Source organism: Luteibacter sahnii, assembly GCF_034063545.1.
Lineage (GTDB): Bacteria > Pseudomonadota > Gammaproteobacteria > Xanthomonadales > Rhodanobacteraceae > Luteibacter > Luteibacter sahnii.
In genome coordinates, this window is the sequence record NZ_JAQLOK010000011.1 from 41,518 (window position 1) to 64,257 (window position 22,740).

A 22,740-nucleotide genomic window follows, 5' to 3' on the forward strand; every position below is an offset into this window, starting at 1 on the left:
TCGCGAGCACACCGCCAACCCTCAGGAATACCGCTCGCTCAAGAACCGGAAGAACGCCCGCAACCCCTGCGCTTCGCCGCCGCGCGGGTGCCCGGGCCGGTCGCCGTCGTTCCACGAGTACGTGTCCAGGTGCATCCAGTTCTGACCCTCGGGAATAAACCGCTCGAGGTAGAGCGCAGCCGTCACCGCACCGGCGTGGCGCGACGGCCCCGCGTTGGCGAAGTCGGCGATATACGAATCGAGCATGCGACGGTACGGGCGCCACAGCGGCAGACGCCACATCGGATCGTGCGTGACTTCCGCCGCGCCGATCACGTGATCGGCCAGCTGGTCGCGATTGGTGAACAGCGCGGGCAGTTCGGGTCCCAGCGCCACGCGCGCCGCACCCGTCAACGTGGCGAAATCCACGATCAGGTCCGGCGCCTGCTCTGCCGCATACGCCAGCGCGTCGCACAGGATCAAACGCCCTTCGGCATCGGTGTTGTCCACCTCCACCGTCAGCCCCGCACGCGTGCGGATCACCTCGCCCGGACGCATCGCGTTGCCGGCGATCGCGTTCTCGACCGCCGGCACGAGCAGCGTCAGCCGCACCGGCAGCTTCGCGCCCATCACCAGGCCGGCCAGGGCGATGGCATGCGCCGCGCCGCCCATGTCTTTCTTCATCCAGCGCATGCCGTCGGACGGTTTGATGTCCAGGCCGCCGGTGTCGAAGCACACGCCCTTGCCGACGATGGTCAGCTTCGGGTTCGACTGCTTGCCCCAGGTGAGCTCGATCAACCGTGGCGCGCGATGGCTGGCGCGGCCCACGGCATGGATAGTGGGGAAGTTGGACGACAGCAGTTCATCGCCCACCCATTCGCGCACCTTCGCCTTGTGTTCGGCTGCCTGCGCGTGGATCGCCTCGGCCAGGTGTTCCGGCCCCATGTCTTCGGTGGGCGTGTTGACCAGGTCGCGCACCTGCGTGGTGGCGTCGACGATGGGCTGCAGCGAACGCAGCACCGAGCCTTCCACGGCCAGCGACGCGGTCGCGCGCCCGGCCTTGCGATAGCGATCGAATCGATAGGCGCCCAGCGCCCAGCCCAGGGCCAGCAGGTCGCGATCCTCGATCACGCCCTCATCGGCGATCTCGTACACGCCCTCCGGCAAGCGACGCGCAAAATCCCCCAGCGCGGACAGCGGATCGGTACGATCCACGCCCACCAGCACGCGCGCGATCGCGCCACGGGTGTCGGGTAAGACGAGGCAGGCGCCGGGGAGGCCCCGGAAGCCGGTGGACGTCATCCACTGCCGATGGGCAGGGGCAAGGCGCGCTTCGGCATCGGGCAGTCCGGCCACATCCACGGTTTCGATCGGAATGCTGCGACGTTTTCCGGACTTGCGTTCGATCAGCGGCGACATCAGGACTCCCGTTCGGCGCGGTGCCTACCTGCGCCAGTGATTCGTTGCAATCAGCGTAACCCCATTCTACCGGTGGGTGTCCGTCGCCGTCTCAACCCAATCGGCGAGTTCGGTCATATTGCTGAAAACAAAGTCCGGCTCGGGCCCATGCGACCAGGCGTCACCTGTGCGGTTGAGCCACACGGTGCGCATGCCCACCGCGTGCGCGCCCACCACGTCGAGCAACGGATCGTCGCCCACGTGGAGAATCTGCGTCGGCGCCACGCCCAGGGCCTCGGCGGCATGCAGGAAGATCTTCGGATCGGGTTTGGCCGCGCCCACGCCCGAGGCGTTCACCCGGGCATGGAAGAGATGATGCAGGCCGATCATCTCCAGGTCGGCGTTGCCGTTGGAGACGCTGGCGATCGGAAGGCGGGCGGCGATGCGCTCCAACGCCGCGAGGCTGTCGGGATACAGCTCGACGTTGTTGCGCGCCACGTAGTAGATGCGCCAGAGCTCTTCCACCGGCGCCTCGGCGATACCGCACTCGGCGAAGGCATGGCGGATGGTGAGGCGGCGCTGCTCGCTGAAGTCGTGCGCGAGATGCGGATAATCGACGGTGATCTTCTCGCGAAGCGCTCGCATGGCCTCGATGGGCCATGCGAGCGCGACGTCGGGATGGTGTTGCTTGAGCCAGCGATCCGCGCAGTGCTCGGCCTCGATGAGGGCCGGAAGCACCGGCCAGAGCGTGTCGTCGAGGTCGAGCGTGATGGCGCGGATGGTCACGTCAACGCGCGCCGACCTTTAGCACCTGGCCCGGGTGGACGTTGTTGTCCTTCAGGCCGTTGAGCGAGCGCAGCTCGTTCACGTCGAGGTTGTTGCGCTTGGCGATGGAGTAGAGCGTGTCGCCCTGCGACACCTTGTAGGTGCGGCCGGCGGCGGCCTTTTCCTTCTTCTCGGCCTTGGCGACCGGCTTCGGCTCGGCCTTGGCCGGCTTGGCCTCGGTAGCCTTGGGCGTGTCGATCTTGCCCGAGGGTTTTTCCGAGGCGTCGACCGGCTTGGCGACGGGCTTGCCCTTCACCGTGACCACGTCGGCGGTGACCTTGGCGAAGCGACCGCCCCGCTTGGCGTTGTCCGACACCGTGATGGCTTCGCCACGGATGCCCGAGAAACCCTGGTGCGCCGTGGTGGCGACGCTGGACGCGACCTTCGCGAACTGCGACGGCTCGGCGGCCACGGTGGCCTTGGCTTCCTTCGCGGCCTTGCCCTTGCCCTTCGTGGTGGCAACGGCGGTTTCCTTCGTGGGCGCGGTCGGCGCGGCCGCGGCGGCCACGGCCGGCTCGGCGGTGGTCATCGGCTGGCCAGCGTTCTTGCGGGTGCCCACGGTAGAGGCGATCTTCGCGCGGCGGGCGGCGTCGCCAGCGGCCAGCGAGGCGCCGTCGGCGTAAGGCACCAGGTCGTGCGCACGTAGCAGCGAACTGCCGGCGCTGGAGGTGACGAAGGCGATGAAGTCCTTCACGTCGGCCGCCTTCGGGCTGGTGTCGTTCGACACCAGGTAAAGCTCGGTGTAGAGCGGATAGGCGCCGCTGGCGATGGTGGATTCCGACGGGGACACGCCATCGACGGAGAGCAGCTTCAGCTTCTTGTTGCCCGCCACGCCACCGAGGGTGGAGGCACCCAGGCCATGGCGGTCGAGGGTGACGCCCTCTTCGAGCTTGGCCGTGTTCACGTAGAGGCGCGGCGAGGCCACCGGCTGGTTGCCGCGGCCGAACAGCAGCTTGCGCATGCTGTATTCCACGCCGTCGTTGGGGCTGGCGACCGAGTAGAGGTTGATCGGGGCGTCGTCGCCGCCGAGTTCCTTCCAGTTGGTGATGTGGCCCATGTAGATCTCATGGAGCTGCATCAGCGAAATGTTGCTCACCGGGTTGGACGGGTAGGTGACCATCACCAGGGCGTCCCACGCCACCGGCGTGAAGGTGAGCGACTGCTCGGCGGCGCCGATGCTGGGGCGGGCCGAACCGGCAAGGTCGGCGGTGCCCTTGGACACGGCATCGATGCCCGAGGCGGTATTGAACGGCTGGAGCTCGATCTTGCCCTTGCCGGATTTCTCCCAGGCCTTGGCCACGTCGGTGACCACACCGCGAGCGGTGGTGACGTCGCCGCGCCAGATCAACTGGGAGCCGGCGGCAAGGACGGTGGCGGAGGCGCTAAGGCCGATCAACGTGGCGGTGAACAGTCGCGTGAGACGAAAGGACATGGACGGCTAGAACCTCGGGACGGAACGGGGTTGGCAAGAGGGCGCCATTGTGGGCCATTGCAGGCGCTGGCGCACCATCGACATCGTTCAGCATCGTGCCGGGATGAAACGGAACGTAGGCTGTAGGGAATTTGCCCGCCCCGAACCGCGTCCAGACCCATCGCCGACACGGTCGGCTCCCACCCCTCCGGTAGCGACGCTCCGGTCGCGCGCAGGGCGCGCTCCCCCAGAAAAGGGTGACCCGGATGGCCTTGGCCTTGCTACCGAGGGGATGGAGCCGACCGTGTCGGCGATGCGGCGCCCCTCAGCCTCCCATCAAAGCACCACGTAATACACGTCGCCATCCCGCACGACCGACAGCAACAACTGCCGCACCGGCAGCGAGCCCGTCGTCGGCAGGGACTTCACCCCGTTGATCCGCTGGCGCTGCACCGCCACCACCACGTCGCCGTCGCGCAACCCGGCCGCGTAGGCCGCCGACCCGCGCTGCACCGAGGCCAGCGACACGCCGTAAAGCCCGCCGGCCTTCTGCTCCGGCGAGAGGTCGCTCAGGGTCACCCCGGCCAGGCGTTTGTCGACCTTGCCGCCGTCAAGCGTCGCCAGCTTCACCGCCGCGATGGTGGCCTCCACCTCTCGCGCCGAACCCTCGCGCCGCACCGAGAGCGTCACCTTCGCGCCGAGCGGCAGCAGCCCTTCGGCATTACGCACGTCCTGCGCGTTGCGCACCGTCTTGCCGTCCACTGCGGTCAGCACGTCGCCCGTCTGCAACCCGGCACCGTCGGCCGGCGAGCCGTCGTTCACCCGGGTGACCACCGCGCCGTTGGTGTCCTTCAGGCCCAGCGCCTGGGCGACGCGCGGGGTGATGTCCTGCACCTCCACGCCCAGGTTGCCCCGGCGCACCTTGCCGTAGGCCAGCAACTGCTTCATCACGCCGGTGGCCAGGTCGGTGGGGATGGCGAAGCCGATGCCCACGTTGCCGCCCGACGGGGTAAAGATCATCGAATTGATGCCCACCAGTTCACCGCGCAGGTTCACCAGCGCGCCGCCCGAGTTACCGGGGTTGATCGAGGCATCGGTCTGGATGAAGTTCTGGATGCCCTTGCCCAGCCCGGACCGACCGAGCGCCGAGACCATGCCCGAGGTCGCCGTCTGGCCCAGCCCGAACGGATCGCCCACCGCCACCACGAAGTCACCCACGCGCAGCTGCGCCGAATCGGCGATGGGCAGCGCCTGGAGGTCCTGGGCGGGAATCTGCAGCACCGCCACGTCGGTGTCCGGGTCGGTTCCGATCAGCTTCGCCTTGAGGTCGCGTCCATCCTGCAAGGTGACCGTGATGTCGTCCGCGCCGCCCACCACGTGGTTGTTGGTGAGCACGTAGCCCTTGGCCGCGTCCACCACCACGCCCGAGCCCAGGCTCTGCGCCACCCGCTCGCGCGGCGCGCCCTGCATGCCGAACAACTGACCGAACAGCGGATCGTCGAAATACGCATCGCGCGTGCGTACGCGCGTCTTGGTGGAGATGTTGACTACCGCGGGCGTGACTTTCGCCAGCATCGGCGCCAGCGAAGGCATGGGCTGGCCATCGATGGACGCGGGCAGGGCGGTGCCGGCCATCGTCGGCGGTGCCAGCGCCATCGCGAGGACGGCGCCGAGGACGAGTCGGGTGGTGTGCCGATAAAGGGTTGAACGCATGACAGGAACTCCTTGGCGGGTGTGCTCCGGGGCACGTGGATCGGCGCCTTCGACCGCGTCGAAGCCGTTCGGTTTCACACGGTGAGACGGCGTCGGCCGACACTTTACATCGGTATGCTCCGGCGCTAAGGTTCACACCGGCCGCAACCACAACATCTTGTGTTCCGTCACTCGCTCGTCACCAAGTAATGGTGTTGCGGAGACTCAGGTTCCCGTTTCAAACCGTCGCCGTCAAAGGGGTTTTCCCCTGAAGGGGTTGGCGACGGGCCATGGACGGTCGACGCGCCCTGCAAAGGGTGCCGACGGGGTGCGGCAGGCTACCCAATACAAAAGGCCGACCACGGCCTAAGCTCGAGGACGACAACGACATGAGCACTGCACGTGCGCAAGCCATGGGGCTCGATCCCGCGGCCATCCCGCTCCAGCCCGCCTCGCATGACATCTGGGACAAGAAATACCGCCTGAAGTCGAAGTCCGGCGCGCCCGTGGACGGCTCGGTGGACGAGACCTACCAGCGCGTGGCCCGTGCCCTGGCCGAGGTGGAAGCCACCGACGAGCTGCGCCAGCACTGGCATGAGCGATTCCTCTGGGCGCTGCGCCGCGGTGCGATTCCCGCCGGCCGCATCACGTCCAACGCGGGCGCGCTCGAGCACAAGCCGGCCACCTCCACGATCAACTGCACCGTGTCAGGCACCATCCACGACTCGATGGACGACATCCTCGAGAAAGTGCACGAAGCGGGCCTCACCCTGAAGGCCGGCTGCGGCATCGGCTACGAATTCAGCACGCTGCGCCCGCGTGGCGCCTACGTGAGCGGCGCCGGCGCCCACACGTCGGGCCCGCTGTCGTTCATGGATATCTACGACAAGATGTGCTTCACCGTCTCGTCCGCCGGCGGCCGCCGCGGCGCGCAGATGGGCACGTTCGACGTGAGTCATCCGGACGCAAAAGAATTCATCCGCGCCAAGCGCGAAGACGGTCGCCTGCGCCAGTTCAACCTGTCGCTGCTGATCACCGACGGCTTCATGGACGCCGTCGAAAACGACCAGGACTGGCCCACCGTCTTCCCGGTGCACGTGAAGGAACAGGACGAAATCGACCTGGCCGATCCCGCCAAGGTGATCTGGCGCGAGTGGCCCACCACCGAAAACTACGTCACCCGCGACGACGGCCTGGTGGCCTGCAAGATCTACGGCCACATCCGTGCCCGGCACCTGTGGGACATGATCATGGTCTCGACGTATGACTACGCCGAGCCGGGTTTCATCCTTATCGACCGCGTCAACGAGATGAACAACAACTGGTGGTGCGAGCACATCCGCGCCACCAACCCCTGCGGCGAGCAGCCCCTGCCGCCGTACGGCTCGTGCCTGCTCGGCTCGGTGAACCTCACCCTGTTCGTGCGCGACCCGTTCGGTCCCAAGGCCCGCTTCGACTGGGACGAATACCGCGAGGTCGTGCGCGTGTTCACCCGCATGCTCGACAACGTGGTCGAGATCAACGGCCTGCCGCTTGAGCAGCAGCGCAACGAGATCCTCTCCAAGCGCCGCCACGGCATGGGCTTCCTGGGCCTGGGCTCCACGCTCACCATGCTCAAGATGCGCTACGGCACGGCCGACGCCGTGGCGTTCACCGAAGAAGTGTCCCGCGAGATGGCCGTGGCCGGCTGGGAAGTGGCCCTCGACCTCGCCAGGGAAAAGGGCCCGGCCCCGATCCTGGCGCGCGAATTCACCGTGACCGGCGACATGCTGCGCAAGCGCCCCGAGATGGTCCGCGACGGTTGGAAGGCCGGCGACAGCATCCGCGGCAGCGTGCTGCACGCGAAGTATTCGCGCTACATGCAGCGCGTGGCCTCGGTGGCCCCCGACCTGGTGGAGGCCCTGGCCGAGACCGGCGCCCGCTTCACCCACCACTCGTCCATCGCGCCCACCGGCACCATCTCGCTCAGCCTGGCCAACAATGCCTCCAACGGCATCGAGCCCAGCTTCGCCCACCACTATTCGCGCAACGTCATCCGCGAGGGCAAGAAGAGCAAGGAAAAGGTCGAGGTCTACAGCTACGAGCTGCTTGCCTACCGCGCCCTGATCAACGGCGACGCCATGCCGTATTCCGACGACCCGAAGGCCCGCCTGCCGGACTACTTCGTGGCCGCCGACGACATCAGCCCGAAAGAGCACGTGAATATCCAGGCCGCTTCGCAGAAATGGGTCGACAGCTCCATTTCCAAGACGGCCAACGTGCCCACCGACTACCCGTACGAAGACTTCAAGGACATCTACTTCTACGCGTACAAGCAGGGCCTGAAGGGGTGCACCACGTTCCGTTTCAACCCCGCCGCCTTCCAGGGCGTGCTGGTGAAAGAAACCGATCTGGAAAACACCCTCTATCGCTTCGAATTGGAAGACGGTAGCGTTGTCGAACTGAAGGGTAATGACGAAGTGGAATACGACGGTGAAATGCACACCGCCGCCAACCTCTTCGATGCCCTGAAAGAAGGCTACTACGGCAAGTTCTGACCCCGCGGAGAGGGATACACATCATGGCAACCGAACACGACGACACCGCCGAGGGCACGCTGCCCGACCACCACGGCACCCCCGACGGCGACGCCGGCACCTCGCACGAGCACGACGACACCGCGTCCGCGCACACCCCGGCTCCGGAAGCCTCCCACGCCGACCACGGTGATCACGACGAGGCACCCGCCGCGCCGCTCACCCCGAAGCCGGTGGTCAAGCGCAAGCCGGTGGCCAAGAAGGCGATCGCCGATGCCGCCCCGTCGCCGCAGGACGACGCGTTCGGTCATGCCGAGCTCACCGACTCCGATTACGCCGACCTCCCGGTGATGAAGACCGAGACGCCGAAGGCACCGCGCAAGCCCGCCGCCAGGAAGGCCAAGCCGGCCGCCGCCCCGGTGACGACCGCCCCGGTGGTCGCCGACGAGGCCCCGGCCCCGGTGGCCGCGAAGTCGGCCCGCAAGGCCGCTTCGACGTCGTCCAGCAAGGCGACGCCGAAGAAAGCGACCGCCAAGAAGGCCACCGCCAAGAAAGCGGCCGTGAAGAAGGCCGCCACCAAGAAGGTGGCCGCGAAGAAGGCGGCGGTAAAGAAGGCTGCTGCCAAGAAGGCCACCGCCAAGAAAGCGCCGGCGAAGAAAGCCGCGGCCAAGAAGGTCGCCGCCAAGAAGGCCGCCGTGAAGAAGACGGCCGCCAAGAAGACCGCCTCGAAGAAGGTCGCCTCCAAGAAGGTTGCTTCGAAGAAGGTCACCGGTCGCAAGGCCTCCACCACGAAGAAGACCGCCGCCAAGCGGGGCAGCGCCTCGAAGGCCGTCGTCGCCAAGCGCGGCAACACCTCCAAGGCCGCCAGCAAGCGTGGCGGCAAGAAGACCGCCGGCCGCAAGGTCGCCGCGGTGAAGAAGGCCGTCAAGAAGGTCGCTTCCCGCGTCGCCAAGAAGGCCAGCGCTGCCCGCAAGGCGGTCACGAAGTCCGTCGGCAAGGTCGCCCGCAAGGTGACCGGCCGCGGCGCCACGAAGAAGACGGCTCGCAAGGCCGCCGGCAACACGGTCGCCCGCAAGGCAACCGGCAAGACGTCCGCCGTCAAGGCGGCAAAGAGGTCCACTGCCAGCACCACCGGCCGTACGTCGGCGCGCAAGACCGCCGGCCGTGGCCGTCGCAAGTAAGTAGCACCCATCCGGCCCGGCGCATGCGCCGGGCCGGATACCCACCGGGCGCGCCGCCACCGAGTCAGCAGGAAACGTAAGTCATGGCGATCAAGATCGATAAGAAGATCAAGGGCTACCAGGTCGTTAAGCCCGAAGACAAGGCCGCCCCGGCCCCCGCTGCCGCGCCGGTGAAAGATGCCGCGCCGGTCGCCGAAGTCATCCAGATGCACGAAAGCCTGGAGCGTCCCGAGACGCTCGTGGGCAACACGTACAAGATCAAGTCGCCGCTCTTCGAGCACGCGCTGTACGTGACCATCAACGACATCGTGCTCAACCCGGGCACGCCGCACGAACAGCGCCGTCCGTTCGAGTTGTTCATCAACTCGAAGAACATGGACCACTTCCAGTGGATCGTGGCGCTCACCCGAATCCTGTCCGCCGTCTTCCGCAAGGGTGGCGACGTGACGTTCATCGTCGAAGAGCTCAAGGCCGTCTTCGACCCTCGCGGCGGCTACTTCAAGGCCGGCGGCGTCTACATGCCCAGCATCGTGGCCGAGATCGGCGCGGTGATCGAGCAGCACATGAAGTCGATCGGGCTCATCCATGATCCCGAGATGAGCGAGGCCACCCGCCAGCTCATCGCCGAGAAGCGCGCGGCTTACGAGAAGGCCAACTCGGCCACCTCCACCGCTGCTGTCATGGGAGCCGCTTCATCGGCGATTGGAACCAGCGACACCGCCGCAACAGGCAACGACACCCACACCAACGCCTCTGGCTTCCCCGCTGGCGCTACGCTTTGCAGCAAGTGCAATACGCAGGCGCTCGTGTTGATGGATGGGTGCCAGACTTGTTTGAATTGTGGGTATTCGAAGTGCGGGTGACTTGCATTTGAAAAGTTATAAAAAAAGGAGGCTGTGGGGATACCCATAAGGCGCTATTCGATGCCACATAAAGTGCTAGTACCGACCCCATAAAGTGCTACCGCGCATGCCGCCAGCTTTGGCTTCTGCGCTTGACTACACGCGAGCCAATGCACCGAAGCGTCGCGTATCAGAAGGTATACATTTTGATCGATGCGACTTTCGCTGTGCGGCCAAATTCGATACTGTCACCAGACTGGAATCGGCACTTCACATGGCGCGTAGCGATCTTCTCCTTTCACTTGTACGGAACGCCCTAGCTGGCGATCGGAAAGCCGTCGAACGCGTGGTAAGCGCCTTAGCTGCCGAAGAGCGGGCGAAGCGCCACGGGATCCTCGCGGACCAGTTATCCGCAGCTCTGACCAGAAACTACACGGTCCCGGCCCTGCAAGCTGCGTCTGCGGCGTCGCCGGATCTTGCGCGAGGGAGAGAGCTGGTAACTGAGGTGGTTCCTAAGCGATCGATAGGCTCGCTAGTTCTTCCGAAGGGAGTTCTAACTGCCTGTCTTGAGCTCGTCGAAGAGCATGCAAGGGTGGAACTGCTCCATTCATACGCCTTGGAGCCACGTAACCGCGTTCTTTTGGTTGGTCCTCCTGGCAACGGTAAGACTGCGCTCGCTGAGGCACTTGCTGAAGCGATGGGCTTGCCGCTGATGATCGTCCGATACGACCTCTTGATTGGCAGCTTCCTTGGAGAGACGGCGGCGAGGCTTAGGCGGCTTGTCGAATATGCGCGGACTACACCCTGCGTCCTTTTTTTTGATGAGTTCGATGCGATAGGTAAAGAGCGAGGCGACACGCACGAGACGGGTGAGATTAAGCGTGTCGTGAGTTCACTCCTAATGCAGGTGGACAGTTTGCCGTCCTACGTGGTCGTCGTCGCCGCGACCAATCATGAGGAGCTATTAGATCGAGCGGTTTGGAGACGATTCCAAGCGCGTATGGTCCTTCCTGCGCCTACATCGGCCCAGATTCGAGGGTTCTTGAAAGCATTCTTTGCTTCACGAGGCGGTGATCTTTTCAGTCAGCGCGACATCCAGCTGATCTCGAAGCTGATGGGTAGTCCCCGCAGTTTTGCCGAGTTGGAAGAACGCTGCATGGGCGTTCTACGCCAGGTGGTGTTGCGCCAGGGAAGTGAGGATTCGAGTGGCACAATTACGTCTACGCTGCGAGCGGTAGATGCTGTCATTAAGGGAAAGGGGGGGAGGGATGTCGGAACGTCCATTGCTGTCGGTAGCGCCGGAACGAGAAGAGAAAAAGCGAAGCGCGCCGTCAAGAGCAGTCCCGGGGCCAAGCGTTCCGGGGCTCGCACGTCAGGTCGTTAGACTGGACCCAGTGTTCGAGCGGCTCAGGGTTGTTACTGAGCGCGCCGCGGCAGGTCAGCCTATCCTTTTGCAAGAAGACGCGTTAGGCATTGAGCCTGAGCGGACAGTTGTCTTCGAGACCGCCGGTCGCCGAAGTGATTTCATTGCGGCTTTTCAGCGCGTGTCTGGCTTGATCGTTGCGCTTGAAGACGAAGTAGATTTTGAGGCGGATGACGACTTTAGAGAGCCTGAAGGCGCTGCGCAGGTTCAAGGCAGGTTGTACGCCGTAATTCCAGATCTTAGGGCCCTGCAACAGATCATCTCACTATGGAACCTGTTCAAGGCTGGACAGAAGCTGCCGCGACCGTTCGGGGCTTGGACCGAGTTCTTTGAGCACCTTCGAGATGTTCGCTCGTGGAACGCAAAAGATCGTGTTCTTTCGGAAACGGAAGAATACCTACGAGATTCCCTGGAGTTCGCACCGAACGAGCCGGTACGCATCGAAGCTCAATTGTGGTATCGGCCCCGACCCGAGGATCGGCAGCGAAATCTAGAAACGATCGGGATCGGCCGTCAAGGTGTTGCGCTAATTTCCGAGTGCATCATTGACGAGATCGACTACCACGCAGTTCTTCTCGACATCGAGCCGGCTCACGCACTCCAGATTGTCCAAGGCTTGGATGAGACCGTTGCGCGTGCTGTTGGCGTAATGTACTTGAAACCGCAGTCTATCGTTAGTGTCGATGATCAGGCTGGTGATCCAGAGGACGCTCCACCTGACGCAATCTCGCCGGAAATCTCACCTGTCTTGCGCATTGCAGTTCTAGATGGCCTGCCGTTGCATCGGCATGACCGCCTGCGTGGACGAGTGGTCATTGACGATGTAGATAACTTCGAGAGGACAAGCGCTCCCGCTTCGCGATCTCACGGCACGGCGATGTGTTCGCTCATCCTGAATGGTGATCTACATTCTGCGGATCCCCTACCGATCTCAATATACGCTCGTCCAATCCTTATCGCCGAGCAAGCGAATGAGGAAGAGCGGACTCCAAATAACGAATTTCCGCTTGACCTCGTCTGGCGAGCCGTCCGGAGGATGAAAGAGGGGGAGGGTGGAGATCCGCCCACTGCACCCGATGTCACGATCATCAACCTTTCGGTAGGCGATAAGGGTTCGCCCTTCATTCGACGTGCGGGTCCGTGGGCGAGGCTTGTAGATTACCTGTCCTTTAAATACCGAGTACTTTTTGTCGTGAGTGCTGGTAACCACACAACTGGGATTGCTACCGGAATCGTCACTCTTGCGGAGTTCGAAGCGCTGAACGACGAGCAGAGGGCTGAGAAGCTAATTGCGACGGTCTATGGCGCACGAGCCATGCGATCGCTGCTCTCACCCGCAGAAGCCGCCAACGCGCTCACTGTGGGTGCGTGCCACTCTGACGGCGCTCCCGTTGTAGAGCGTCGATCGAACATGTCTCATGCTTCATACCTAAATGCTGATCTTCCGATCAGTAGTAGTGCATTTGGGCCGGGCGTAAGGCGCGCAATCAAGCCCGACGTTGTGTTTGACGGTGGTCGTGAGTACGTGACAGCGTCTCCCTCACCAGATGGTGTATACGTTGGCCCGTCCAAGCCTGGAAGGCTTTTCGGTCATCTGTGCGCTGTCCCTGGTGCTGAGGGGCAGCTAGGCGCGCTTCGACGCTTTCACGGCACAAGTGACGCGGCCGCACTTGTAACCCATAACCTAGCGAAGGCTTTAGCGGTAATTGACCCTAAGGGACGCCCTGAGCTTCAAGTGCCTGAGCCGCTTCTCGCAGTTGTGCTTAAGGCCATGGCAGTTCATGCGGCGCAATGGACCGAGAGCGCCGCCTTGATCAAAAGGCTGATTGGCCCAGCTGATCCGAGGCTTCATGCACGGCGACGGGCCAATGTAGCTGCAAGCTTAGGTTTTGGACGGCCTGACTTCGAGCTCATTCGCGAATGTGCGGCAAATCGCGCGGTAATGATTTACTCCGGCGAGTTGGAGGCAGATCGCAGTCTTGTATTTCGGCTGCCAATTCCGGAAGCGCTCGAGGGACTCGCTGTCGCTCACCGAATCAAGCTCACCGTTGCCTGGTTCTCGCCTATCAATAATAAGCGGGCACATCATCGCGCGGCACGGCTTGAGGTTGCAGCTGAGGACGAAGAAAAATGGTGGATTGGGACTTCGGAAACAGATGCGCCTGCACTTGATCAGGCGGCTAACGGTACCGTCGTTCAGCTGACTCTCAAAGGAAGGAACGTTCTTCACCGGACACGAGATGATGGCCTTGGTGTCCGGGTCACATGCAAGGCTCAACACGGACAGCTGCGCGAAGCGGTCCCGTTCGCCTTGATAGCGTCATTCGAAATTCCTGTTGACGTCAATATTGATATCTATGAGCCAATCCGTATTGATCTTGAAAATAGGATTGAAGTAAGGGCGAATGTCAGGGCGAATGGATAGATGCCGTAGATGCTTAATCTATGTGGTACCGCCGGCCTTATCGGCATGGCTAGGTATAAGGCTCGGCCGCGGAATCGCCGCCGTCGCTAGGGCGATTGCGATTCGTGTGATTCCCGATAGCAGCTCAGGCAGCCTTGCTTGACGACGCGCGTCCTGAGGCGGCGGATCTTGGCGTCCTACAGGTTGTGCTTCGCGCAGTACTGTGTCTTTTCGAAGTTGGCTGCGGCCGCCTTGGCACGTCGCTGAGCAGAAGTCAGGACGCGTCGCTGGCGCATGCGCGGGTCTCCGCGAAGTGGCCCAAAACCGTGCATGGGGAAGGTGTTAAAAGGAGAGCTTCCTAGCCCATGATGGCCTAAAATTCCGCCCCTGCTCTGATCGTCTTCAGGTACTTACGGAGACCCATTCCCTAAATATTTCGGTCCGAAAACGGCGCTGTTGAGCCATGCTGTACCTGACTCAAAATCATGTATTTTCCGCTGCTACAGAGGGTCAGTCCACGAATCACAGCCCGAGAGTCGTCTGAATGCCTCGCTTGGAAACACGTGTATAGCCCGCACACGGCTCGCGGGGATCAGCTCTCGCGTGTAGCCCTCTGATCGCAGCGATTCTCGGATAGGGGCGCCCTTATTAAATAAGTGTCTGCGGATGATCGCGATGGGCAAATCGGTGAATGTTCGCTCAATAGAAGCGATCGGCAACTCGACTTCAATGATTGCAGGCGTGCCTATATGCCGAAGTTCTTCGCTCACCGCGCAGTGCTCTAAGTGTGCCCAATAGACCGCTTCGCCGCCCCAATACCTAAGCAAGCGTTCGATACCGCCTTGGCCCGCTTTGCGGGGTGGGAAAAAACAGAACCAGGTCCTCCCGTTTCTATTCGGCTGTCCCGCTTGATGCTTTGCCGCTACCTCTTCAGCAACTGCAGACGATAGCGCCCCGCGCGTGCGCTGCTGATTGACCCGCATAACGGCCATGTCGGAAGACAAGGGCGCCATCCCTTGTTCTCTTATTGCCTTGATCTCGTCTGTCGAGAGGTTGGTGCAGTGCCAACCCCGGATACTCAGGTGGGTGAGCGCCTCGCTAATCCGATCGACTGCCCATTCGTAATCCGCCAAGCTGCTCCCAGGAGCATCGAGTTCGTATGCAAGAGCGACATCATTGATGTCGGCCAGCGCTTCGCTTAGCGATAACGGCCACGTCGATGGATCACACGCGTCGATCACATGAGTCATTCCGTGCTCCGAAAAAAACGGACCAACCGTAGCCCAAACCAGCCCATTCCAGTCCTAACAACGAAAAAATCCTATAAGCAAATCAATTATATACAGGCCTGTATTGGTGGAGATGGCGAGAGTAGAACCCGCGGCCACGCGGAATGACAAGGGCAACAGCCGACACGTCAACTTCGACTTTCGTTGGAGTAAGAACAGGACTTAAGATCTGATAAAAGTCCATAAAAAACATGTACTTGACCATTCTTTCGCCGTCCGTTACTGTCCGCGATAGTCAATGACTGGGATGGCCCAAATGCCTGAGAGCGCGTCCCACTTCGAACAGAGCCTCTTCCAGCAATACGGGGGGCTTCTCGACTCCGCCACTACGGCCAAAATTCTCGGATTTCCGTCTGCGGGGGCGCTCACCAAGGCCCGATCACGCGGTGCGCTCGTCCTGCCAATGATTCGGATTCCGCAACGGCGAGGCTGGTGGGCGACGCCTCGAGATGTCGCACGATATCTGGAAAGTCTCTCATCTGAGACAGCGGCGTCCCAACCCACCGTTTCCGAACGACGCAGGGAACAGACGAATAGTCGGCCGGCGCAAAGCCGGAAGGGAGGGCGCCGGTGACCTAAATACGGCCCAGTACAACCCTCAATCCCGGGCCCAGAAAGCACAAGGCCCAGCGCTCCTGGCAGAGCGTTGGGCCTGAAAAGCGATAAAGCTAGAGCCGCTTTCTCGTGATAGTGCCTTCCTTCGCCCTGCCTGTCAACGAGCCCTACGGCTCGACGGGCGGGTGTCGCCCGGTCCCTCTGAACGACGCACGCCTCGCGCGCGTCGAATCGAACGGACCAACGTATGAGTACTCATTACAGAACCCTCCGCGAGCGCGGCGGGTGGAAATCCCTCGTGCAGGCGATCTCACGAATACCGAGCGAGTCCTCGTTCCGTCGTTCCAACATATGCATCCGGCTACCCGACAGGGGAGCCGTTCGGATCCGCAAGCTGGTTCATCGAGGGGCCCCGCGCCCCGTAACCAAGGTTCCTTCACTCACTCTGGACCGCATCGTGCAATGCGAATCGGTGCTGGAGGCGGACCTCGCGTGGATCCTCGATGCCTGTCCTGGCGTCACGGCGTTTGGCGAGCAAGCTGCCGCCTTGGGCTACCGGCACGACAATGACCTGCGTTGGCATGTGCCAGACTTTGCTGTCTGGACAGACGAAGGGTTGATGTTCGTCGAGGTGAAATTCAGTCGCGACGTGTGCCCCGGGGTCCGTGAGCGCACAACCCGCTTGCAGGGTCTGTTGCATCCCTACCAGATCGGCTACCGGCTTGTGACGGAGACAGACATCCGTGAAGGCGCGGCGCTGGGAAACGCCCAGAAGCTGCTGGTACGCGCACGAGTTCAACCGTCCGGCATCTGGTCCGCTCAAGCCTGCGACGAAGTAAGGCGCCGGTGCAGCGTTCCGTTGTCCGACTTCTCCTGGTCAATCAGCGGGAGTGAGGCGGCGGCGAGCATCGCAAGGCTGATCATCGATGGCCACCTGCGACTCGATATGTCGAGAGACATCACTGCGTCAACGCAGGTCTATCAGAGTCCAGCACTCATCCAGGAGAACCGGCTATGGCTACCGGAAGCTTTCAAGTAGGCCAACGATATATTCACGGCGATAGCCAATACCGCCTTACCCGGCCATTGGGCGAAGGAGCATGGGTCGTCGAGAATATGGCGAGTGGCGCGTTTACCGAGGAGCGATCGAACAACCTTCTCGAGCGATGGAGCAATGGCGAGCTCGAATTCACTAACGGTAACACGGTGATTAAGCGACCCGTTGCGGAGTCGCTTGCACTGGAGCGGGCGTTTGAGGACGCGTATCACCAGAGCTATCCCGATACGCTCTGGAATAAAGCAGTAGCCAAGCTCGTCTTCGTACGCAAGTTGGAAGGTTTGCCCATAACGAGCAGCCGGCTGACCGTACTAATTCGAGAAATATGGGAAAAAGGAACGAAGTGGCCCTTCTCCCAATGTCCACATTTCACCACCGTGGCCAGGTGGATCCGCACCTATCGCGCCGGTGGTGGCGATATCCGGGCGCTCATCGACCAGCACGTCAACAAGGGCAACAAGGAGTCCCGACTGGGTGACCTCGTGGAATCTATCGCCGACGACGTCATTGAGACTGTCTACATGACACTCGAACGGCGAACCATACAAGACGTTCTGGAGATCGTGCGAGCGCGAGTTTCTCAGCAGAACCTCGGTCGGCTGGCTTCGGAGCAGCTCATGCGGCCGAGCTTCCATTACGTCAGTAGCCGTATAAAGCACATTCCCGCTTACGACAGATGGATTGCTCGCTACGGAAAGCGGCTCGCCGATATCAAGTTCAGAGCTTCTGGGCTTGGCGCCCCCGCAACACGTCCACTCGAACGGGCCTGCATCGATCACTGCAGACTCGATCTCATGGTTGTCGACGAAGAATCGAGACTCCCCTTGGGTAGGCCATGGCTCACATTAGTCCTTGACGAAGCGACGCGGTACGTCCTCGGCTACTACATCGGCTTTGAGGAGCCAAGCGCTGTAAGCGTTGCGAGGGCGGTACGCAACGCGCTCATGCCGAAGACCGACATGCTTGCAGCATTCACGGATATCGCAAATTCGTGGGAAGCGTGGGGAATCTTCTCGACGTTGGTAACGGATAACGGCCTCGAATTGCACGGATCTGCGCTTGAGCAAGGCATCGAGCGCTTTGGTATCAGGCTTCAGTTCTGCCCACGAAAGAAGCCTTGGTACAAGGGCAAGATCGAGCGCTTCTTTGGAACTTTTTCGACCAAGCTACTGAGCGCCATCCCCGGTAAGACGTTTCTGAATACCCTGGAAAAAGCAGACTATGATCCGAGCAAGCACGCGGTAATCAGTCTGGCTACGCTCCGCCACATTACATTGATGTGGATCGTCGATATCTACCATCGGACGCCGCACCGCGGCCTGGGTGCAACCCCGGCGAACGCCTGGGAAGGAGGCATCGTAGCCGTTGAGCGGTGGCTGCCCGCTTCTTCGCTTGAAATAGAGAGCGCATTCAGCCGGAGCGAAAAGCGACGCCTTACGCACAAGGGGATCGAATTCGACTGCCTATTGTACAACTCGCCAGATCTCGCACGTGTACGTGAAAAGTATGGTGCAGAGATAAACGTGGATATCCGGGTCTCGGATGACGACATTGGGCACATTGTCTTGGTTGTGCCCGGAGGCAGGCAGCTGATCAACGTGCCAGCCCTTGAACAGCGCTACGCCGCAGGAATGACGCGATGGCAGCACCTTGTGTGCAAGCGCTACCAACGTAGGATTCTCGACGACGAGGCGCGGGACATCAGCCTGCTGGTCGCCAAGGAGAAGATTCGGGACCTCATCAGTGCGGACATGCGGCTGACAAAGAAAAGCTCCCGAAAGCGGCAGGCGCGCTTCATGGAGAAGCCTGAAGATTCCGATCGCGAGCGAGCCGCGGACGACGTGGCGGCGCCGATGACGACGTCGTCGCAGGCGCTCCCCGTCAGAGGCGATTTCGCAGGGCATGCCCCCGTCGACGATGTGCTGCCTATTCTGGGAAGCCGGCGCGTCACCACCGTTTCGGGAGTGACGTCATGATCAGTCCGGAGGACTTGGGAAAGTACAAGAATCTTGTCGGCTCCATTCGAATCGATCATGAGGCTTACGAAAGGATCTTCACTTCGATCATGGATGCCCTTGACGACGTTGGTACCGCTACGGACATCTTTGCGACCGCGGCTGTGCCGTCATGCAAGATCATCGTAGGCGAAACGCGGACGGGCAAGTCCGCGGTCGTAATCGACGTCGTGCGGGCCTGTGAACTCGACTCGGAGAGCGGCGGCCAACGACAGTCCATTGTGTACGCAATCGCGCCGCCGAAGGGGACCGTGAAGGCGCTACTTGAACAGCTCCTTCGGGCGCTGGGGGACCCGCACTGGGCAAGGGGCACGGAAAGCAACATGACGCAGCGCCTGTTGACCATGCTACGCAGCGTGGGCTGTCGAATGATCATCATCGACGAGTTTCAGCACCTGGGTGAGAACGGCTCCGGAAAACTGTTGTACCGCACCGCCGACTGGCTGAAGAATCTGGTCGAAGGGAAGGAGTGGGCACTCGTTGCCATAGGACTTCCGGAAGCTGTTTCGATCATCCATGCCAACCGTCAGCTGGTGACGAGGTTTGACCCGCCGTTGGTGATGCCACTGTTCGACTGGAACGATGATTATTCGCGAAGGCAGTTCAAGGCGGTGCTAAGGTCCTTCGCAGTCGAGCTGGCCCCCTTCGAGCTACCGGATCTCGGTGAACGAGACACCGCGTTGCGTCTTTACCTGGCGACGAGCGGCCGAATCGGGCTCTTCGTGAAGCTTATGGACAGGGCGGTGAAGAACGCAATCCGAAAAGGTGACCCGCGGATCCGGCTGGACGACCTCGCCGTGGCATTCGAACAGTCGATCTGGTTCTCAACAGAGTTTCCGCTTCCTGGTGGCCCGTTTCACGCAGACATCGCCGTATGCCGGGGCGAATCTCTGATCGCTGGCGTCCAGCAGCTCGCGTCCCGCGATGACTACGACGATCTGAGTGCGGGGGTTAGTGTTCACGGTCCGAAGGAACAACCCGAGGGCTCAAATAACGGTGCCGCTCGTTCAGAAAAGCGTCGCGTCAAGAATGAGCTTGGGACGGTGCTATGAAGTGCGCCATCGGTGGGGGCTCAGTAGTGGTTGAGGACGTCATTGAGGGTCGGGCTCAGTCAGGTTTGGATGGCTGCAGTGATACGGTTGTTTCCGAGGCCAAGAGGCTTGTTGTCGCACCTGCACCTCTTCCAACCGAGTGCATTACCGGATACCTGCATACGCTTTGCGAAGCCAACGGTTATCCGAGGCCGTCCTTTATGTTGACGGGCATATCCACATATGCTCATAAGGATGGCTATCGGCATGTCGACCCGGGAGTGCTCGAAGCGATGACCGGCATGACGCGGGCCGCGGCGACTCGACTATGCCTGGTGCCACCCACGGATGGCTCGCGAAGCACGATGCGGCTGCTCGGTTGTGAGGTACACACGTCTGAGCTGCGCATGGATGTCTTTCGTATATGCCCGGCTTGTATCGCCGAGGGCGGACGTCACGAGGCTGCATGGCATCTTAAATTGATTCATTGGTGTTCGAAGCATCGGATCATGTTGCTAGAGTCCTGTGCCGCCTGCAGCAAGACACTTGAGTGGAATCGACCGAGTCTAGGTCAATGCCGATGCGGTGGGGACCTGACCATTCAGCGCGGCGTAGGGCCAGATTGCACGGAATCGCTAGGGCGGCTGGTCAGCGCCTTGGAGGCTGCACTTTACAGAGACATTGAATCACGTGACACCCCGGACGAGATGTCACACCTGTCGCATCTGTCGATCTATGGCCTGAGTCGCCTCGTTTTTGTACTTGCTGCTCGCGTGCCTGTCTCAGGAAGCACGCTCGGCCAAGGGCGATCGCGAGAAAGCATTATTACTGTTGGACAGCTGGAGTCGGTGGCGCGAATACTTGATGATTGGCCGGGTGCGTTCCAGACACATCTAGAAGAGCGATATGCTCAACAAATACAGAAGGATCCCTTCAGCGAAGCATTCCGGAGCTTGTTCGCATGGGCCTTTCACACGCTTGATAATACCTCGGGAAGAACCGGGCCGGACGACTTTGCTTTTCTAAAGGATCAGGTTCTGAAGTTCGGGGCAAGGTATCTGCCGCGAGAGAGGCTGCTTCGTGGACGGAACGGGCAGAAGCCGATGTCTTGTAGGTGGGGAACCATTCTGGAGGCTGCGGCGCAGATCGGGATGGATCCACGTACGTTGGCCAAACGTGTCAAGGCCGGACAGATTCCCTCGCTGGAGGCAGACCAGCATCGTCGAAACAGGAACTTCCTGGTCGACATGGACTGGCTGCGTACGTGGAAGCTCTCTAGATACGCCCCTGTTCACGTGCGCGACGCGGCGGACGCAATCGGGATTTCTGTCGCCCTGCTTCGTGCGTTGAGAGTGGCAGGGATCTATGAGCCTCTGTACCAAACAGCGAAGCTGAGCAGCTATTCAGAGGAGGATGTAAGTCGGTTCGCTGAATTGCTTCGCTCGCTCGCCCAGCTCTACTCGAACGACGGAACGGTTGGAGGCATCAGAGACGACAAGGTCAATCTCCGGACAAGCAAGAGTGTAGAGGCTAGGGTAAAGCTTCTTCTGTCGCTGAAAGGTCGACATCCGGAGCTGTGGTCGGTGGAAGCCGCGCAGCCGGACGAGGCGGCTACTGCAGTCGAGGTAGAGGTCTACGGCCATCTGCCGGTGCTCGTTGCGCGCGCTCGATGCAGCGCCGCAGAGGACGCGAGGATTTTCGCGGTGCTCCGACCGTCGGATCCTCCGATCGCCACAGTTACCGTCGATGAAATGATAGGTCGACTCATTGCCGAGGGCGTCCGGGAGCGGGATATCACCTTACCGATTTCGGGCCAGCAGGCCCTGGATGAAGGAGTGAGAGCAGAGTTTCTCTCAGTTTGGAAAGATCGTTGGCGTGATCTTCGCGGCGTCGAGAATGAACTACTGAGCATGTGCGCCGATTGGGTGGCCGATAGGCGCGTTTACAAATATTTGAGGGGCTGCTGGACGAAGGACGCTCTGGTGTTGGAGCGGGAGAAGAATTTGTTGGGTGTTTGGCTTCCTGTGACCGGTTGCCGGATCTATCCAGCGTTTCAATTTCAGGGATTCCATGTGAAGCCGGGGATAAGGGAGCTGCTGTACCAACTACCGGACGACTCTCGTGGGTGGGCGCAGTTGCGTTGGCTCGCAACGCCCAGCGCTCACTTGGACGGTAAGAAGCCGTTCGACGTCGCCGACGGGGCGTTGGATGCTGTCGTACAGGCAGCAGCATTTTCCGCGGTTGACATGTTGGCGCGTTTGCCTTCGTGACAATCATTATCTCCAGGCGTAAATTGAGACGGGCAGATCGTCGCAATCCGATTTGCGCTTGGAATGCCCTACGGCGCCGCCAGATTGCCGGAGTTCCTTTCCGGCCTCACGCGCAAGTTAAAGGTTTAATGCTGTCTTCAGGAGAACCGTATGCAGATCTCCCCGATGCGCGAATCTCATCTCATAAAGGCTGCCCTTGCGATCGCGATCATTGCCATCGATCGAAGGCCTGGTCCACTGCAGCCCGTATCGGACATGCACGACATGAAGTTGTTGCTTGAGGATGTAACCAGCGAGGCCGAGCTGAGTCACTACTCAAGAGCAGCGTGGACAGCATTGTTCGGCAAGGTCCCTCCCAACGGTTGAGTTGGAGGAGCAGGGCTAAGGCCGTCACCGCTCCTGCTGTGAGATGGCACTGCAGTCCACGTACACGACTTCGTTGCTCGCGCGGCGCGCCGCCCCCATTCGAACGCTTCCCGGGGCATATCTATCCAATTGATTACGCTGAACCGGGGTGGGGACCCTCGCTGATCAGCGGGCCAACTACGTAGTTGATTATCGCGGGCATGCTGCTAAGCTCCGGCCATGGTCCTTTTCCATACCCACCGCGGACGAATACCCCGAACTTGCGATTGAGCAATGCTCTTGCGAGTTCCGCCCTCGTGGCCGAGAGGTTAGGCGTCCGGTTTATACCCGGATGAAGGCAGTGGCCAGATAAGCCACGCATGCAGGTTCGAGTCCTGTCGAGGGCACCAATTCATAGACCAGCGGCTATACCCCGCGGGCATCTGCCGCCTGTCGCGTCGCTGTGGCTGCGGTTGAGGTCATGCGCGGAGTGTGGCAGTTGATAGA

General features: G+C 61.5%; 15 protein-coding genes, 1 tRNA gene and 1 pseudogene. 12 read left to right on the forward strand and 5 right to left on the reverse strand.

Going from position 1 to position 22,740, the window contains the following annotated elements; genetic code table 11:
• Nucleotides 1-21: 21 nt before the first annotated feature.
• The 4 genes from PI246_RS17670 to PI246_RS17685 form a co-directional block, all read right to left on the reverse strand.
• Complete coding sequence (locus PI246_RS17670; RefSeq protein ID WP_320552639.1) at nt 22-1,398, reverse strand: leucyl aminopeptidase family protein; 1,377 nt, start codon at nt 1,396-1,398, stop codon at nt 22-24.
• Nucleotides 1,399-1,464: 66 nt separating this feature from the next.
• Entirely contained in the window at nt 1,465-2,163 is a 699-nt protein-coding gene (locus PI246_RS17675) for an HAD family hydrolase (protein ID WP_320552640.1), read from the reverse strand.
• Between the two features lies 1 nt (nt 2,164).
• Nucleotides 2,165-3,634, reverse strand: a complete 1,470-nt coding sequence (locus PI246_RS17680) for a LysM peptidoglycan-binding domain-containing protein (RefSeq protein ID WP_320552641.1) — start codon at nt 3,632-3,634, stop codon at nt 2,165-2,167.
• Nucleotides 3,635-3,949: 315 nt separating this feature from the next.
• Nucleotides 3,950-5,326, reverse strand: a complete 1,377-nt coding sequence (locus PI246_RS17685; protein ID WP_407069838.1) for a Do family serine endopeptidase — start codon at nt 5,324-5,326, stop codon at nt 3,950-3,952.
• A 368-nt stretch (nt 5,327-5,694) separates the two neighbouring features.
• Between PI246_RS17685 and PI246_RS17690 the strand changes: the two genes are divergently transcribed.
• The 5 genes from PI246_RS17690 to PI246_RS17710 all read left to right on the forward strand — a co-directional run bounded on the left by PI246_RS17690 (nt 5,695) and on the right by PI246_RS17710 (nt 13,692).
• Complete coding sequence (locus tag PI246_RS17690) at nt 5,695-7,842, forward strand: adenosylcobalamin-dependent ribonucleoside-diphosphate reductase (protein WP_320552642.1); 2,148 nt, start codon at nt 5,695-5,697, stop codon at nt 7,840-7,842.
• 23 nt (nt 7,843-7,865) lie between these two features.
• Nucleotides 7,866-9,002 carry a histone H1-like repetitive region-containing protein gene (locus PI246_RS17695; protein WP_320552643.1) on the forward strand — a complete coding sequence of 379 codons (1,137 nt, stop codon included), beginning with the start codon at nt 7,866-7,868 and terminating at the stop codon, nt 9,000-9,002.
• 83 nt (nt 9,003-9,085) lie between these two features.
• A complete protein-coding gene (locus PI246_RS17700) occupies nt 9,086-9,865 on the forward strand; it encodes a TSCPD domain-containing protein (RefSeq protein ID WP_320552644.1) in 780 nt (259 codons plus the stop codon).
• Between the two features lie 571 nt (nt 9,866-10,436).
• Nucleotides 10,437-11,228, forward strand: coding sequence for an AAA family ATPase (locus PI246_RS17705; RefSeq protein ID WP_320552645.1), 792 nt, complete (start codon nt 10,437-10,439; stop codon nt 11,226-11,228).
• A gap of 67 nt (nt 11,229-11,295) precedes the next feature.
• Nucleotides 11,296-13,692, forward strand: a complete 2,397-nt coding sequence (locus PI246_RS17710; protein ID WP_320552646.1) for a S8 family peptidase — start codon at nt 11,296-11,298, stop codon at nt 13,690-13,692.
• A 479-nt stretch (nt 13,693-14,171) separates the two neighbouring features.
• Here the strand turns inward: PI246_RS17710 and PI246_RS17715 are convergent, their stop codons facing one another.
• Entirely contained in the window at nt 14,172-14,921 is a 750-nt protein-coding gene (locus PI246_RS17715) for a hypothetical protein (protein WP_320552647.1), read from the reverse strand.
• A 1,051-nt stretch (nt 14,922-15,972) separates the two neighbouring features.
• Here PI246_RS17715 and PI246_RS17720 point away from each other — a divergent pair.
• From PI246_RS17720 to PI246_RS17745, 7 genes and pseudogenes are all read left to right on the forward strand, one after another.
• Nucleotides 15,973-16,554 (forward strand): PDDEXK family nuclease, encoded by a 582-nt coding sequence (locus PI246_RS17720; RefSeq protein ID WP_320552648.1) that lies wholly within the window; start codon nt 15,973-15,975, stop codon nt 16,552-16,554.
• Nucleotides 16,530-18,548: a Mu transposase C-terminal domain-containing protein gene (locus PI246_RS17725; protein ID WP_320552649.1), complete on the forward strand. Its 2,019-nt coding sequence runs from the start codon at nt 16,530-16,532 to the stop codon at nt 18,546-18,548. The genes PI246_RS17720 and PI246_RS17725 overlap by 25 nt, the downstream gene beginning before the upstream one ends.
• Nucleotides 18,545-19,639 carry a TniB family NTP-binding protein gene (locus PI246_RS17730; RefSeq protein ID WP_320552650.1) on the forward strand — a complete coding sequence of 365 codons (1,095 nt, stop codon included), beginning with the start codon at nt 18,545-18,547 and terminating at the stop codon, nt 19,637-19,639. Before PI246_RS17725 ends, PI246_RS17730 begins: the two co-directional genes overlap by 4 nt.
• A pseudogene (locus PI246_RS18520) lies at nt 19,636-20,121 on the forward strand (TniQ family protein); the annotation flags it as partial. The gene PI246_RS17730 and the pseudogene PI246_RS18520, both read left to right, overlap by 4 nt.
• A gap of 204 nt (nt 20,122-20,325) precedes the next feature.
• A complete protein-coding gene (locus PI246_RS17735) occupies nt 20,326-21,888 on the forward strand; it encodes a hypothetical protein (RefSeq protein WP_320552651.1) in 1,563 nt (520 codons plus the stop codon).
• A 150-nt stretch (nt 21,889-22,038) separates the two neighbouring features.
• Nucleotides 22,039-22,254, forward strand: a complete 216-nt coding sequence (locus tag PI246_RS17740; RefSeq protein ID WP_320552652.1) for a hypothetical protein — start codon at nt 22,039-22,041, stop codon at nt 22,252-22,254.
• A gap of 290 nt (nt 22,255-22,544) precedes the next feature.
• Nucleotides 22,545-22,643, forward strand: a tRNA-Ile gene (locus PI246_RS17745).
• Nucleotides 22,644-22,740: the final 97 nt, after the last annotated feature.

What these genes read in the sequence shown, in the direction of transcription:
- PI246_RS17670 (WP_320552639.1), bottom strand. Translation starts at nt 1,398, where the DNA reads ATGTCGCCGCTGATCGAACGCAAGTCCGGAAAACGTCGCAGCATTCCG.
- PI246_RS17680 (WP_320552641.1), bottom strand. Translation starts at nt 3,634, where the DNA reads ATGTCCTTTCGTCTCACGCGACTGTTCACCGCCACGTTGATCGGCCTT.
- PI246_RS17685 (WP_407069838.1), bottom strand. Translation starts at nt 5,326, where the DNA reads ATGCGTTCAACCCTTTATCGGCACACCACCCGACTCGTCCTCGGCGCC.
- PI246_RS17690 (WP_320552642.1), top strand. Translation starts at nt 5,695, where the DNA reads ATGAGCACTGCACGTGCGCAAGCCATGGGGCTCGATCCCGCGGCCATC.
- PI246_RS17695 (WP_320552643.1), top strand. Translation starts at nt 7,866, where the DNA reads ATGGCAACCGAACACGACGACACCGCCGAGGGCACGCTGCCCGACCAC.
- PI246_RS17700 (WP_320552644.1), top strand. Translation starts at nt 9,086, where the DNA reads ATGGCGATCAAGATCGATAAGAAGATCAAGGGCTACCAGGTCGTTAAG.
- PI246_RS17715 (WP_320552647.1), bottom strand. Translation starts at nt 14,921, where the DNA reads ATGACTCATGTGATCGACGCGTGTGATCCATCGACGTGGCCGTTATCG.
- PI246_RS17725 (WP_320552649.1), top strand. Translation starts at nt 16,530, where the DNA reads ATGGCTACCGGAAGCTTTCAAGTAGGCCAACGATATATTCACGGCGAT.
- PI246_RS17730 (WP_320552650.1), top strand. Translation starts at nt 18,545, where the DNA reads ATGATCAGTCCGGAGGACTTGGGAAAGTACAAGAATCTTGTCGGCTCC.
- PI246_RS17735 (WP_320552651.1), top strand. Translation starts at nt 20,326, where the DNA reads ATGTCACACCTGTCGCATCTGTCGATCTATGGCCTGAGTCGCCTCGTT.
- PI246_RS17740 (WP_320552652.1), top strand. Translation starts at nt 22,039, where the DNA reads ATGCAGATCTCCCCGATGCGCGAATCTCATCTCATAAAGGCTGCCCTT.